We start from the raw sequence: 14,359 nt of genomic DNA, 5'->3' as shown, positions 1-14,359 counted from the left end.
ATATGGTTAAAATTGTTATAGCTGAAGATCATCTAGTTGTCCTCAATGGAGTGAAACTATTATTGGAATCGCAATCTGATCTGGAAGTTATTGATCAGGGAACGAATGGTAATGAGGTATTGGAAATCATGAGCAAAGGGAATATTCCAGATGTTCTGATAACCGATATTAATATGGCAGATATGGATGGGCTGGAACTCATATTGAAAGTGAAATCGCAGTACCCGTCTGTAAAAATAATTGTTCTCTCCATGTTGAATAGTTTACAGCATGTACTGCAAGCTTTTAAGAATGGTGCGAATGGCTATCTCGTCAAAAATGTAGGATACGAGGAAATGCTGTATGCCATTAGACATGTTGCCAATGGTGGACAGTTTATCTGTGAAGAGATTGGAGGTATCATGCTCGATACTTTACAGAAGTCACCAACTGCTTTCTTAAACATTGAACAGATCATGGAGAAGATGGGGCTTTCGGAAAGAGAGATGGAAGTACTGGAGCTCATTGGTGAGGGATTTACGAATATGCAGATCGCTGATAAACTATTTTTAAGCAAACGTACTGTAGAAGGGCATAGACAAAATTTACTGGAAAAAACCGGTGTGAAAAATACCGCTGCGCTGATTAAATATGCGATTAGAACAGGTTTAATGCAATAATGGAACAAAGAAGGTTAACAATAATAATAAATGAAAGGGAGCACAGGTATTAATACCTGTGCTTCTTTGTTTTAATGCGTATATCGTGATATTGAGCAAACAATCACCCTGATACAGTCGTTATTTATGTATACATCAATTTATAACACTATGAAAAACTTCAAATTAGCGGCATTATCGGGAATTATAGTTTTAGGTATAATGGGTTCATGTCAGAATGACTCAAAAAGTAACAACAGTGAAGGTAATAGTAGTACAATTGCTCCCTCTGCAGGTGATGAAACACGCTACAATTTAAGCGAACAGCAGGAAATGACTTTGCAGGGCGATACGATTAAAATAGATTCTACAAAAAGTGATTCTATTAAATAACTTAAGAAATCATGGAAAACAATTTTGATAACAAGACTAATTTCTCAGAGGAAGAAGTCCCAAAGGAAGCACATGAAGAACAGGGTGATAAACCTGCTGCCAAAACGATCCCATGGGCAATTTGGATTGCAGTAATTGTCATGATCATTGTCTTCCTTTATATGTGGCAACGATAATTTTGACATCAGGCATTCCACATCGGCATTGTTTTAAATCTTTAGGTTGTTAGCGCCAACCTAAAGATCAGGTAAAGCACAGTGCTGATTGTGGAATGCTTGCTTTTTGCACGCGCACAATACGATTCTTATAACCCAATATAAGAAGTTATACCTACCTGCTTTAATCTCTTGTATTGGGAAGATTAACAAGTTCACTAAAAATTATTCTAATGAAAGTTACGACATCAAAACATCCTGCGTATCCGCAACCGCCATTTAAGAAACAGGATCAGCCTGTGCCGGGCGTATCCAAGAAAATGGATCCCGTGCCCGACCATGGAGAGAAATCATATATTGGAAATAATTTGCTAACCGGGCAGGTCTGTTTAATCACCGGCGGAGATTCAGGTATCGGCAAAGCGGTTGCCATAGCCATGGCAAGGGAAGGTGCTGATATCGCAATTATCTATCTGGATGAGGTCGAAAGTGAAGATGCTGCAGATACAGCGAGCTGGATTGAAAAGGCTGGAAGAAAAGCACTACTGATTCAAGGAGATATACGGGAAGAATCTTTTTGTGAGTCCGCTATTAAGCATACGATCAAGGAATTTGGAAGACTGGATATTTTAATTAACAATGCGGCCTATCAGATGAGTTATCAGTCTGTGACCGATATCTCTGCCGAAGAATGGAATAAGACATTTGAAACAAATGTGAGCGGGATGTTTTATTTGACCAAACATGCCAAGCCACATCTTCCCAAAGGTGGGAGTGTGATCAATACGACTTCTGTCAATGCTTATGATCCTAATCCATCTTTGTTGCCCTATGCAGCGACAAAAGCGGCGATCCAAAATTATACTGCAAGCCTTGCCCAGCAATTTTTTGAGGACGGTTCAGATATCCGGGTCAATGCTGTTGCACCCGGACCGGTGTGGACACCACTGATTCCGAGCACCATTCCTGATCATGAAAAATTTGGAGCCAATACACCGATCGGCCGACCTGGTCAGCCTGCAGAGCTGGCACCTATCTATGTATTTTTAGCGTCAGCCGCGGCTTCTTATATTTCGGGAGCGACAATACCGGCTACCGGAGGACGTGTCACCATATAGTATGATGCATTTGGAAACACAGAAAAAAAGCTAGCATTTATAAAATGCTAGCTTTTTTTTATCTGACCGGAAGACTACACTGCTCCGCGTGCGGCAGCTAGACAGTCATCACCATATTTTAAAATATGATCTTTATCCTGAGCAGAGATTTTCTTTTCTAAGAATGCTTTCTCCACATCAGTTCTGTCCTCAATGATATCTTTTTCGGCTTCAACAATATCATCGTTTGTTTTCGCATTGATGCGATCTACAATTGACTTACCTAAGTCTGAAGCCAATTCTTTTGCTTTACTATTTGATAATGCAGGCATCGCAATTTTAGCTACTGCTGCATTTGCCGCTGCCATATTGGAATAGACTGTTTTTTCCATATCAATATTCGCTGCTTTATCAGAAGCTTTTTCAGCATCAGTGGCAGCATCCATTGCTTTCTCTTCTGTCTGCTCCATTGCTTTTTCTGCTTTTTCCTGTGGTGTGTTGTTACATGCGTATAGTGTAGCGGCAGATAACGCCATTGTCAATAATGCTACTTTTCTCATAATATATGTGTTTTTGTGAATTTCTACTTTTTTAATACTACCAGTTATACCAGGATGTCACCTTCTCTTCCTTTATCACCCAGATCGCCACCTATGGCATTAATCAGTGTGACGGCATAGGAAACAAGTTTATGATGTTTGGTATCCCAGTAATGTGCCTTTTCAGGAACGATCTTAAATAAAATGATATTCGGATCTTCACGGCCTTTTTCAAACCAGCCTTCTACAAATTTGTTCCAGTACTTGTCAATTCTTTGCTGATCATCGACGGCTTCCGCACTTCCGTATAAAGCGAGGTACTCCATGGAAGAAGGATCTGAAAAATACAGCTGTACTTGTTTGTCCTGATTAATATTTTTGTATTTATCGCTTTCTTTTGATGCAAGAAACCAGATATTGCCCTGATCATCCACTTCTTGAACACTCATCGGAGTGGATTCGAATGGTGGCTGTTTCAGATCGGTACAGAAAAAACAATAATTGATGCCTTCGGCAAGCTCTTTGATTTTTTGTCGAGCTTCTTCTCTGTTTATAATATTCTCTTGACTCATGTTAATGGCGTTAAATGTTTGTTTAAAATGATATTTGGATACCTTTTGCGATAACTAGCAATAAGGAGATACAGATTGATCTCGAACTTGTTATCTTCTGGATTTTAATAAGTCGGTCGGACAAGAGCTTTTACCGCCATCTAACATGGCTAGCAATCCACTTTTTTTATGATTTGATTCGCAGTATTTCCATATCGCTAGGGCTACAATTGCTCCGCCTAACCAGAAGAGATTCTTATTACATTTTGCTTTTTTCTCTTTTCTAAAAGCTTCTTTACCGTAACGATGTGGGGAAGTGCCACTGCTTTCGTTGACTTGTTCAAATTCTTCTTTTAATTGTGAGTTTTCCATGATTGAATCTTTTTTGTTAACTATTGCGCTTCATTAATAAAACAACCGGTGAGGGGTAAAAGTTTGTTTTAAACTTAAAAACACATTTTTTTGATTGTATATCCAGTTGTTTTAATGAACTTATTTCATCTTCAGTAATCATCCTATTTTGAAGTAGGAGGGACTGTACCACTTGGTATATTGGAAGTTGTATCCCGGTAATTGATCGTGGTGGAGTCCTGATTGACGCTATCTGGATAAATGGGATTTCCCTGGTCATCGATCGTGTCTGAATACTTTTTATCAGCGTCTTTATTATCATTATTGGCATTGCCACATCCTGTGACCATAGCCAGGCTTATAAAAGCTCCTAAAATTAGGGACGTCATGTTCATGATTGAATTGTTATGTTAAAAAATTATGATCTAGTTTGTTCATCTATTTTGATCGATCGCCCACATCAGTGAGGTGATCAATTATTGTGATGATTTTTTAATGAAGCTGTTTCCACTGCAATGCCCTGGAATCAGGATAGCTGATACATCTTGAGTTTCTGTTGCAAAGTCTTTCTCGTCTGGTGAATGCGTGATTTAACTGTTCCTTCCGGTAGGTTAAAAGCTTCGGCAATCTCGTGATATTTATAACCATCGAGATAATGCTTAAATATTTCTGCATTATCGGCCGATACGCTTGCCAGCGCTTTTTGGATATCATCCTGTATCATTTTGTCTTCATTTAAATTTTTTGATACGGTATTGAAATAGTCTGTATGGATATATTCTTCATAGATTAAATGCTTACGTTTTTCTCTTCTATACTGGTTGATATAGATATTTTTCATAATCACATACAACCAGGTCATTAATTTTGGATCATTGATGAAATTATGAACTGATTTTAACGCCCGAATAAACGTTTCCTGTACCAAATCCTCTTTTTCATCGTAATCATTGGTAAATTGGCTAGCGAAATGATTCAGTTGTTGTCTTTTTTCCTGGAATAAGACATTTAAATTTGCATGCTCCATATTATCCTCCATTAATTTAAAAGTGTTACTAATTTAACGGTCATTTGGCATTAAAAGTTTAGCCTTTAATAGGGTATAGCTAATGGTTTTATGGGGCTAGGTATAAGTACCACTGTGGTCCGTACGGTCAAAATCTGCATCATTTCTGCCATAGATCATATTTTTGACAATTAAAGATTTTCCCTGACCGATCGTATCCATAGTGAAAGGGGTGTTTGTTCAAAGCGATTGCGCATTTACCACATACGCGGTATAACACATAAAATCAGTCATTTATAGGTGGAAACACCTGTTGTGTCGGTGTGAAATACCCTTAAAGTAATATGAATTGAACTTTTACCTGTTCGGATTGATTCTTTATTTAAGAGATCATAACGTATTACTTAATTAAAAAAGGAGTAAGATGGAAAATTTAGAAAACAAAAACCTTCAAGAAGGAGAGATGACCAAGGAGATCGAGGAAAAAACCGCTCAATTGCCTTCAAAAGTATTCTTATGTGCAGCCATCACGGCCATGATCGGCGCAGCAGCTTTAAAATGTGTCGGACACAAACATAGTGCACTATTTGTCGGGCAATGGGTAGCACCGTTTCTGCTGTTTGGAATTTACAATAAGATCGTGAAAACTCAGGGACACGATCAGCAGGATAATAAAAATGCATAAGGTATATTCTTACTATAGATGAAGATAAATCACTAACATTCATATTAAAATCATGATCAGAAATTTAAAATTATGGGGTATATTTCTAGGAATTATTTCCCTGTTAGCCTTTAAACAGCAAAATGCTGAACAGGAATTTATAACGAAAGCTTATATGTCCAATCAATATGAAATTGCTATTGCTAAACTGGCCAGTGAGAGATCGAATAATGATGCGGTTAAAAATTATGCCAGCATGTTGATCGATGACCATCAAAAATTAATCGGCGATTTGCAAAAGATGTCAAGTACACTTGGCTTTACATTGACGGATGGCCTGGATGCCGATCATCAAAAGAAGTGGGATATGGTAAAAGGGAGTGACAGTACCAGCTTCGATCAAGCTTTTAAAGATGAGGCGATTGCCTCCCATCAGCAGGCGATCGATTTATTTGAAAAAGCAAGCAGCAATGAGCAGATCAAAGATGTCGGTCTTAAAAACTGGATCATTGGTACCTTACCTTCTCTTAAAGCACACTTGGATCAAGCCCGTGTATTAGTGGCAAATGGAGCAACTGAAACAGCTTCGACTATTCCGCCCTATACTAAGGGGGGATAGTGAAGAAAAGAATTAATTTTATAATAAGCTTAAGTCATGTTTAGATCACGTTAAGAAAGGTATTTATGCTTTCCTTAACGTGATTTTTTGGCAAAAGGGTTTTCCCTCTTTACCCACTCTTATGCATGATCATACATCTTCAACTTTTGCTGCAGCGCTTTACGCGTCATATGAATGCGTGACTTGATGGTGCCTTCCGGAACTTGAAGCAGTTCCGCAATTTCATGATACTTATAACCATCTAAATGCAAACGGAAAATCTCTGCATTTTCGGTGGATAGGCTATCAATTGCTTTTTGGATATCTTCGTTAATCATTTTGTTCTCTGATAAATTAGTACTTATATATGCACTGGAATCAGCGTGTAAAAAGTAATCATAGATCACATTTTTTCGCTTTTCTTTGCGATATTGATTGATGTAAACATTTTTCATGATGACATAGAGCCACGTCACCAATTTAGGATCATTTATAAATTCATTTATGGATTTTAATGCCCTTAAATACGTTTCTTGTATCAGATCTTCTTTTTCGTCATAATCTGATGTAAATTGACTTGCAAAATGACTTAGTAATTGTCTTTTTTCCTGGAAAAAGACATTTAAATTTACATTTCCCATCTGGACCTCCTTCTTAACACCAACTTGATCCTTATATAACGTTAAATTTAAGATAATAGTTTGATAATAAGCAAGGTAAAGGGTGTGAGATGTAATAATACGTATAAAGTGCAAGAAGTGTCTTCTGATAAAAAAGGGGATGGTTAGCATTTTTACCTAGATATCATCCATTTTAAGAACTTTTTAAGAGAGAGGTCAGATTTATAGAAAAGGTATTTAATACTTATAAATGGCAGAGTCTCTCCATGTGGGTCAAGAGCGATCTCTCTTGTGGTATTGACCTTTGGTTCTACCGACTAGCTGGTTAGGCATATATGGTCGTCGGTTGTACATTTATATAGCTTGTGATTCGATTATTTTACCATGTAGATCAGGACATACGGATATGACAACCTACATGGTAAAAAATGTGTACTTAGAGTTTTCATCGATCGGATTGACATTTATCAGGAAAGCACCTTGATCATCGACTGATTTAGCGATTACAAGAAATTGCCTCGATTATCTTCCGTTTCGAGTCCTTCTGCTTCCAGATCCTGATCATTATGATCGAAGTCTTTATTTTCATTATTATTTTGATCAGAGAAATCTCTTTCTTCCAAAAATTCATCTTGGTCTTCTTCCGGAAATTCGCTCGGTGTATCTTGTCCAAGATCATCTTTTTCCTCAACCGGCAACTCATCGTCAGGTTCTATTTCTTCCAGTTCATCTTCATCTTGCTCAGGAAGTTCCAACGGATCTTCATCATCGGGATCAATGTCACTTTCATCAGGACGCTGATTTAATGGATCGATGGGGTCAATTAAATCATCACGATCTCTGCGATCATCACGATCCTCATCCTCTAAAGCATCTTCATTCAGTCCTGAATCTTGATCATCTGCTTCGTCCGGTACAAAATTTGGATCCTCTAACTCCGGATCAGGATTGGAGGATGGATTTTCTGCCTGCTTTTGCTCGCGAAGATCGTTTTCATTGTTAGCAGATCTGTTCGGGTCGGTATTGGTAAGAATTGCTGCAATAATAAGACATAGTCTTTTTGTTGCTGTTGTTTTATTTAAGTCCATAGTTCTAATTTTTTATGATGTGATTTGTAAGAAGAACAGCTTTCAGAATGAAATAGTTGGTTCGTTAAATACCTGAAATATTGGAGAACTACGCAGGTGGTTTGCGAGAAAAAGGTAATGGCATAAAAAAGAATGCAAGATGACCTTGCATTCTTTTTTATGTACATGTGCTCAATACCAGCACAATAATGGCAATTTTTTATAGGAAGTCATCTTCCTGCTCAAGTTCATCCTCATCAGGTATTTCTTCTAAAGGATCGGGTTCCTCGAAGTCGTCATCATAGAGTTCTTCATCTTCCTCCAGTTCGTCGTCATCCTCGGGACCTCTGTTTCGTATTGTTGCTGTGTTTTCGTTTGCGAAAGATTGATTCGCATTTCCCAAAATTGTTGCAATAATAAGACCTAGTCTTTTATTCGTTGCGTTTTCTTGTAGATTCATCATCATGATGCTTTTTTAGCTCTATAATTGATTAACAAATGACATTGCTAAATTGTTGTGTCATTACGACTTTAAAAAGGTAAAAAATAGCTGCAATAAAATGAAGATAGGTGATTTGATATATTTCTGTTTATCTTCGGTACCTAAGGGAAGGCTAGGGCTATGATGGATGATTAGGTTCCAATACTTTGATTATTCATTTCAAGTGCTACAAGCGACAATAAAATGTTTTTTATGACAACTACAAGTCCACAAATTGGAAACGATAATTACGCGGAGCTTTCGGATGAAAGGATCCTATTGAGAAAAGTTGAAGCAACGGATATTCCAGCTCTTGCTGCAATATCTTTTTATGACGGCATCCAGGCTTCGGACATCGCGATGGCATTTGCTATGCAAACAAAGATTGATCAAGATATCCTGAATGGAAATTCATTTCACTGGTGTATAATTGACCGGCTTAGTGGACAAGTGGTTGGCACGTGCGGTTACTACCGGGGGTTGGAAAGTGGGGAGGGGGAACTGGGTTGTGTCTTGTTATCTCCGTTCCGTGGAAAAGGATACATGTCTCATGCGATGCGGCTGGCAATTACATTTGGTCAAAAAAGCCTCAGATTAGGTCGTATATGGGCGGTGACAACGAAGGGAAATTTGCAAGCGATAAAACTATTAGAACGTTTAAACTTTATAAAAACTGCCGATCACGATGATGAGATTGAATATGAATTAACGAATTTATTAAAATAGTACGAGCTAAGCAATGTCTTAAACACGCTTTACTACTATTTATATAAGGGTATTGATCGATTCTTCTTTCAATACCCTAGTTAAAATGAAAAATTGTAATTGTCAATTAGCGATATCCTAAAATTTGCAGGAGCTGATCGCTCGTCTGTTTTTCTGAAAATGTTGTAAATTCAAGTTCATCGTTGTCGCCCTGATCAATAATAATATGTTTTGGAGAAGGAATCAAGCAATGATTGACACCTCCGAATCCACTTAATGCTTCCTGATATGCGCCTGTATGCATAAATGCGACAAACTGTTCCTGATCTGAGTGAGGCAGCATAACTGTTTTATGTTCCTTGAAATTCGGATAGACATCTGCACTATCGCATGTTAAGCCCCCTAGGATAAAAGGTCTATTTTCTTCCTGGAGATTATTCACGGCAAATACCGGATATTCTTGCTGTATGGCCCATGTATCCGGGAGATGGGTAATAAATGAACCGTCAATAATCCCCCAATTTATCTTTTCACCTTGTTTTTTCTCCTGTATTTTGAAAATAGTTGTGGTTGCTTCAGCAACGGTGTATTTACCAAATTCGGTCACGATATCGGGTTCTGGCATACACTCTTGCTGACAGATACCTAAAATCGTTGAAACGATACGTCTCACTAAATATGGAATGTCAAAATTTTCATTTGCAGTATTCTGAAAAGGCATACCTCCGCCGATGTCGAGTGTCGTTAAATGAGGATTTAATCGTTTTAACTGGCAATAGAAGCGAACGATCGCTTCGAGAACGTCCCAATATTGATCATCAGAAGACAGTCCATTTTCATTAAAAAAATGCAAAGTGGTCAAGGTAATCTGCTGGTTATGTTTAATATCGCGCTGATAGCAGGTGATAATATCTTCCGGAGATAACCCAAATCTGGATTCTTTGGGATAAGCGCTTAAAAAACTAAGATTGACTCTAATACCGACATTCAGGCTTATATTGCTGTTTATGTTGTTGCAATAATAGAGCAACTCGCTAGGACTATCGACCATCGGGGTAACTGCACAGTGGTTCTGTTTGATCAGAGACATAATGCCCCGTTGATAATCGGAAGTCTTATAACCATTGCATATAATTTTAGTTCCCTTTTTCACATGCCCATCTTCAATAAGCGACTGTATTAAATCAATATCGTAAGCGGAGGAAATCTCAATACCGATATCCGCTTGCAGGGCTTTTTTGATGATATGCTGGAAATGTGAACTCTTTGTACAGTAATAGTACGTATAAGTTCCCTGGTAAGATGTTTTTCTAATGGCCTTATTAAAATTTGACTTCATTTCATCGATCTTCTCCAGAATGGAAGGAAGATAGGTGAATCGTAAAGGCGTACCCTGTTTCTTGGATAGTCTGAATAGATCTATGTCTCTATAAAATAATTTAAAATCTTTTATATCGAATGCATTAGGCAGATTAACCTCCTGATGGATCAATAGTTTTTCTTTCATTCACAAATACCTGTTTTTAAAAAATAATGCGAATATATCACAAATCTAAGCGTCACTTAAGGTAATAAATGTATAATAAATAGTACTTTCTAGGGTTTGTTTTTTATGTTGCCGCCGAATCTCTTTTTTAACTCAATGTGTCAAAAATATTTCCAAATGTTTATGTTTTTTCCAATTAAGCTCCTTAAGTTTGCCTGCTGTTATATAATTTGAAATGTCAATAAACAAACAGAATAAATGGATTATTCCTGTCATGTCTTTTTCAGCAGGAACTATTGTTGCTAATGTCTATTATAGTCAGCCTATTTTAAGGAATATTGCTGAAAGCTTAGGGAAATCTGAAAATGCCGTGGGTAAAATTGCGGTGCTTGCTCAGCTGGGTTACGGATTAGGGATGTTCTTCTTACTACCCTTAGGTGATAAATTAAATCGTAAAAAACTGATTTTAAGCATTTGTCTCACTCTTATCGTGATGCTTCTTATACTTGCGAATACTACTAATTTTACGTTATTGCTTGTCCTTAGTTTTATTATCGGTGTTTGTTCTACACCTGCACAAATAATTCTTCCTATGTCGGCAGCTTTGGGTAAAGAAAACCGTGGTAAAAATGTCGGTATTGTGTTTAGTGGCATCCTATGTGGAATTTTGGGTTCACGCTTATTGAGCGGGGCTTTGACTGATCTATGGGGTTGGCAAAGTGTATTCCTCTGTTCAGCAATTTTGGTATCCATAAGCAGTTTATTACTTTTTTTCCTTTTACCCGAGATGCCTGCTAAATTTAAGGGAAGTTACTTTGGCTTACTGAAATCAACGATTTCACTGATAGGGCAGTATAAAATACTTCGACAGGCTTCTTTATTGGGATCTTTCACTTTTGGGGTGTTTTGCTCTTTTTGGACTACGTTAACCTTTCATCTGAGTGAAGAGCCATTTCATTATCCTGCATCTACCATTGGCCTATTTGGTCTGATCGCTATAGGAGGTGCGCTAGTTGCACCCTATTTTGGAAAAATGGCGGATAAAGGCCAAGTGTTTAAAAACTTATATCTTACCGTAGGGATGTTGTTCTTGAGCATTTTGGTGATGTGGTTTTTCCCACATTCGATCTGGGTTTTGATCATTGCTATATTTTTCCTGGACATCGGTGTTCAGGCCACTCAGATTACAAATTTTACCCGGATCTATTCGTTGGATGAACAAGCGCATAGTCGCCTGAATACGGTGTATATGACCACTTATTTCATAGGTGCCGGAACAGGTACCTTCTTCGGTCTGCTAAGCTGGTCGTTAGGAGGGTGGGATTTTGCGCTCTCGCAAATGCTGATCTGGAGCGCTATAGCTTTAGGGATTGTTTGGTTATCGAGTAAAAATAAACTTTAAGATACGGTGTATCTGTTACACAAGGCAACCCCTCAGAGATAATTTGAGGGGTTGTTTTATTTAAAAGATCGATTCCACTACAACAGGTCCGAAAAGTTTGCCGATGCATCTGATATGAACCCGTTAAGATTTAAATAATCCGATGTAATATGGCGTGTGTGGGTGTATTTTCTTAAAGATGCGATAATTAATGTAAAATTTTATTTTAAATTTCCTCATGATAAGAAAAATTGTTTATGTTTGCTTTATAATGATTTATGGTGCGCAGGCACAGAATCTATAAAAAAAACGATATTACCAAAACCATTATAGAAAAGAACCCCTCAAATCGCTATAGAATCCAATTCTATAGCGATTCTTTATTTGGTACCCGTTAAGAACAGTATGGATAAGCGCTGACATGCTTTTTGAACATTCATTTAAAATCATATTAAATATTTATGGCGCTAATTTAAAGTAGTTTATGTGTTTTACTTTTACTTATTCTTGATGAATGAGTACCCTTTCTAAAGTAGCAAATCGAGCGTACCAAAAACTGCTATTCCAGTAATTATTGTCCAAGATATCCAATCTTTAAACTCATTTTTTTGATGTCTGAGATAGCGGAGGTGCAATGCAAAATGTAAGATCGCAAAAATATCAAATCCCATGATGAAATTTTCTGAGGGTTGCGTAAGTCCCCATATTAAGAATAAAAAAAGTGGGATATGAGCCAGTATAAATATAGGATATCCCCAACTTTCCTTTAGCAGTGCTAACCCGGGGAAAATACGCCATTCCTTACAACGTACGGCATCCATTTCGTGCATAAAAAAAAGTACAAGTGCGAGATAAAAAAAAGAATGTGCGATCATATTATACATTAAGTTGTGCTTATCCATTTATGAAAAATAAGCTTATCAAATATAAGGGCTTACTTTAATATGAGAGCATTTTAGAGTAGTAAAAGTATAATCCTGTTAGCTGTTGTAAACAGATTGTTTATGTTCTAGTGGTAATTCCATTTATATTCAATTTAATACGACATAGATCGGTAATAAGTTCCCTAAAAAGATTAACGCTAAAGTCTAATTTTTTTAATTCTGTCATCAAAAAAAATGAACATCCGATAGAACAATAATGGGATCATGCTGTTTTTATAATCTGAAATTATAACTTAAATTAAATGACCATGAAAAACAAGATTCTTTTCGTATTATGCTTATTGACAGGCTTAATGTTTATCAATGCCGGCTTGGATAAATTTTTTCATTACATGCCTATGCCGAAGGATATGCCTGAGAAAATGATCAACGCAGGAAAGGCATTTATGGAAATCGGCTGGTTAATGCCACTGGTGGCGTTCGGAGAGATCACAGGCGGTTTATTATTGATCTTTAGTACAACGCGAGCGCTGGGAGCAGTTATTCTAACGCCAATTCTGACCGGTATTTTGTTATCGAACATCACTACCGCACCATCAGGTTTACCTATTGCGCTTGTTCTGGCTGCAATTGTTCTTTGGGTTATCATCGAAAACTGGCATAAGTATCTTCCTATGCTCCGCAAGTAGTAAAATAAGAGTCTATTTGTGTCTTTATATTTTGATATCCCGATCAAAAGGCACAAATAGCTTTTCAGCAAGCTTGATTAACCGATATTTCCAGCAATACGGTTATATATATGTTCAAATTTGACCGCTATCTCTCGACCGATATACATGCGTTTAGCGCTGGCATAAGGTTGATACTGATGCTCCTGTAAAAAGGCTTGTGCGGCTATATTCTCTTTCGGTACGACCACAGTTGTCTTTGCTTGTAAGTGAAATTCTGTAAGTTCCTTACCTGCAGTTGGATGAATAGCTATGATTAAACCTTCCCCGAAGGTCGGTAAGTAATATCCTGCAAGGGAACCATCGATGACATAGAGGTAAGAAGACGCTAAATGATCTTCTAGCTCCCAGGCTCTATTTTCTCCAGATACCAAACTGTCCAATGCCAGCATTTGATCTTTATAGATCGCATTGTAGCTGCTGATATGCGGATTAGCGACTTGGCCTAGAGGAATAGTGACATCCTTAAAAAAGAGATATTCGGTATCTGTGATGAAACCGATACTTTCGTATACAGTTGCTCCCAGATCTGTTGCGATCAATTGAATACTAGTACAATTCTCCGCTTTTGCCGTTGCGATGAGCTGTTGTGTCATCAGCTTTCCATAACCTTGTTTTCGATGATCGGGATGAACAATAATATGTCCAAGCCAAGCAACATCTTGATGGACGATAACCGATCCTATAGCTACGATTTCTTGATTTTCAAGTAGTTTGATGGGGATACCGTATTTTTGATTAACATAATATTCAAATTTGGGTATTATATCATGCCAGCCCTCAGGTTGTAAGTTAACAAGCTGTGCGAAATCACTTGATACGATCGGTTCGAAACTTAAATTGCTCATTTGCGTATACAATTTTTGCGGTTTTAATTAAACGAATGTAATACTTTAAATTTATTTCAAAAAGCAGCGCTTTTTTTTGATGACGGTTTGATTTATAAAAATGGGATGAGCGTGTCAGGTATAACTCGCAATTTCAGATTAGGGCTGGATTTCTTCATATTAAAGAA

The 14,359-nt window shown here is 37.4% G+C and carries 20 protein-coding genes; 9 read left to right on the top strand and 11 right to left on the bottom strand.

Translation table 11 applies throughout. The features are described from left to right. Positions 1-2 precede the first annotated feature (2 nt). From FHR29_RS06335 to FHR29_RS06320, 4 genes are all read left to right on the top strand, one after another. Entirely contained in the window at positions 3-659 is a 657-nt protein-coding gene (locus tag FHR29_RS06335) for a response regulator transcription factor (RefSeq protein WP_021190107.1), read from the top strand. A 150-nt stretch (positions 660-809) separates the two neighbouring features. Then, entirely contained in the window at positions 810-1,031 is a 222-nt protein-coding gene (locus tag FHR29_RS06330) for a hypothetical protein (RefSeq protein WP_132768062.1), read from the top strand. Between the two features lie 11 nt (positions 1,032-1,042). Beyond that, positions 1,043-1,207: a hypothetical protein gene (locus tag FHR29_RS06325; protein WP_165905828.1), complete on the top strand. Its 165-nt coding sequence runs from the start codon at positions 1,043-1,045 to the stop codon at positions 1,205-1,207. A 212-nt stretch (positions 1,208-1,419) separates the two neighbouring features. Continuing rightward, on the top strand, positions 1,420-2,304 hold the full coding sequence (locus FHR29_RS06320) for an SDR family oxidoreductase (protein ID WP_168126530.1): 885 nt from the start codon (positions 1,420-1,422) through the stop codon (positions 2,302-2,304). A 74-nt stretch (positions 2,305-2,378) separates the two neighbouring features. Here the strand turns inward: FHR29_RS06320 and FHR29_RS06315 are convergent, their stop codons facing one another. The 5 genes from FHR29_RS06315 to FHR29_RS06295 form a co-directional block, all read right to left on the bottom strand. Beyond that, positions 2,379-2,843 (bottom strand): hypothetical protein, encoded by a 465-nt coding sequence (locus FHR29_RS06315; protein ID WP_021190310.1) that lies wholly within the window; start codon positions 2,841-2,843, stop codon positions 2,379-2,381. Positions 2,844-2,887: 44 nt separating this feature from the next. Next, positions 2,888-3,394, bottom strand: a complete 507-nt coding sequence (locus FHR29_RS06310) for a pyridoxamine 5'-phosphate oxidase family protein (protein WP_183913146.1) — start codon at positions 3,392-3,394, stop codon at positions 2,888-2,890. A gap of 90 nt (positions 3,395-3,484) precedes the next feature. Further along, on the bottom strand, positions 3,485-3,745 hold the full coding sequence (locus tag FHR29_RS06305; RefSeq protein WP_132768068.1) for a hypothetical protein: 261 nt from the start codon (positions 3,743-3,745) through the stop codon (positions 3,485-3,487). 143 nt (positions 3,746-3,888) lie between these two features. Further along, on the bottom strand, positions 3,889-4,119 hold the full coding sequence (locus tag FHR29_RS06300) for a hypothetical protein (protein WP_183913144.1): 231 nt from the start codon (positions 4,117-4,119) through the stop codon (positions 3,889-3,891). Between the two features lie 131 nt (positions 4,120-4,250). Continuing rightward, positions 4,251-4,763, bottom strand: a complete 513-nt coding sequence (locus FHR29_RS06295; protein WP_183913142.1) for an RNA polymerase sigma factor — start codon at positions 4,761-4,763, stop codon at positions 4,251-4,253. Between the two features lie 391 nt (positions 4,764-5,154). On the opposite strand from FHR29_RS06295, the gene FHR29_RS06290 reads away from it, so the two are divergent. After that, complete coding sequence (locus tag FHR29_RS06290) at positions 5,155-5,415, top strand: hypothetical protein (protein WP_021190315.1); 261 nt, start codon at positions 5,155-5,157, stop codon at positions 5,413-5,415. 52 nt (positions 5,416-5,467) lie between these two features. Beyond that, positions 5,468-6,013: a DUF4142 domain-containing protein gene (locus tag FHR29_RS06285; RefSeq protein ID WP_132768076.1), complete on the top strand. Its 546-nt coding sequence runs from the start codon at positions 5,468-5,470 to the stop codon at positions 6,011-6,013. A 119-nt stretch (positions 6,014-6,132) separates the two neighbouring features. Here FHR29_RS06285 and FHR29_RS06280 read toward each other — a convergent pair whose 3' ends face one another. The 3 genes from FHR29_RS06280 to FHR29_RS06270 all read right to left on the bottom strand — a co-directional run bounded on the left by FHR29_RS06280 (position 6,133) and on the right by FHR29_RS06270 (position 8,145). Then, complete coding sequence (locus tag FHR29_RS06280; protein ID WP_183913140.1) at positions 6,133-6,633, bottom strand: RNA polymerase sigma factor; 501 nt, start codon at positions 6,631-6,633, stop codon at positions 6,133-6,135. 482 nt (positions 6,634-7,115) lie between these two features. Then, on the bottom strand, positions 7,116-7,700 hold the full coding sequence (locus FHR29_RS06275; protein ID WP_183913138.1) for a hypothetical protein: 585 nt from the start codon (positions 7,698-7,700) through the stop codon (positions 7,116-7,118). A gap of 199 nt (positions 7,701-7,899) precedes the next feature. Continuing rightward, the gene (locus FHR29_RS06270; protein ID WP_183913136.1) at positions 7,900-8,145 is read right to left on the bottom strand and encodes a hypothetical protein; all 246 of its coding nucleotides are present in this window, start codon (positions 8,143-8,145) and stop codon (positions 7,900-7,902) included. A 228-nt stretch (positions 8,146-8,373) separates the two neighbouring features. Here FHR29_RS06270 and FHR29_RS06265 point away from each other — a divergent pair, with 228 nt between their 5' ends. Continuing rightward, positions 8,374-8,886 (top strand): GNAT family N-acetyltransferase, encoded by a 513-nt coding sequence (locus FHR29_RS06265; protein ID WP_132768082.1) that lies wholly within the window; start codon positions 8,374-8,376, stop codon positions 8,884-8,886. Between the two features lie 106 nt (positions 8,887-8,992). On the opposite strand, the gene FHR29_RS06260 is transcribed toward FHR29_RS06265, so the two are convergent. Beyond that, on the bottom strand, positions 8,993-10,372 hold the full coding sequence (locus tag FHR29_RS06260) for an arginine decarboxylase (RefSeq protein ID WP_183913134.1): 1,380 nt from the start codon (positions 10,370-10,372) through the stop codon (positions 8,993-8,995). Positions 10,373-10,586: 214 nt separating this feature from the next. On the opposite strand from FHR29_RS06260, the gene FHR29_RS06255 reads away from it, so the two are divergent. Next, a complete protein-coding gene (locus tag FHR29_RS06255) occupies positions 10,587-11,753 on the top strand; it encodes an MFS transporter (RefSeq protein WP_021190323.1) in 1,167 nt (388 codons plus the stop codon). Positions 11,754-12,259: 506 nt separating this feature from the next. Here the strand turns inward: FHR29_RS06255 and FHR29_RS06250 are convergent. Beyond that, positions 12,260-12,634, bottom strand: a complete 375-nt coding sequence (locus tag FHR29_RS06250; protein WP_183913132.1) for a DUF6713 family protein — start codon at positions 12,632-12,634, stop codon at positions 12,260-12,262. A gap of 290 nt (positions 12,635-12,924) precedes the next feature. On the opposite strand from FHR29_RS06250, the gene FHR29_RS06245 reads away from it, so the two are divergent. After that, positions 12,925-13,305, top strand: a complete 381-nt coding sequence (locus FHR29_RS06245; RefSeq protein ID WP_132768087.1) for a DoxX family membrane protein — start codon at positions 12,925-12,927, stop codon at positions 13,303-13,305. 77 nt (positions 13,306-13,382) lie between these two features. Here FHR29_RS06245 and FHR29_RS06240 read toward each other — a convergent pair whose 3' ends face one another. Further along, positions 13,383-14,192: a GNAT family N-acetyltransferase gene (locus FHR29_RS06240; RefSeq protein WP_183913130.1), complete on the bottom strand. Its 810-nt coding sequence runs from the start codon at positions 14,190-14,192 to the stop codon at positions 13,383-13,385. Positions 14,193-14,359: the final 167 nt, after the last annotated feature.

The sequence above is a fragment of the Sphingobacterium sp. JUb56 genome (genome assembly GCF_014191365.1).
GTDB classification, from domain to species: domain Bacteria; phylum Bacteroidota; class Bacteroidia; order Sphingobacteriales; family Sphingobacteriaceae; genus Sphingobacterium; species Sphingobacterium anhuiense.
The sequence above is the reverse complement of the archived record's forward strand: the minus strand, read 5'-3'. Positions and strand labels throughout refer to the sequence as shown.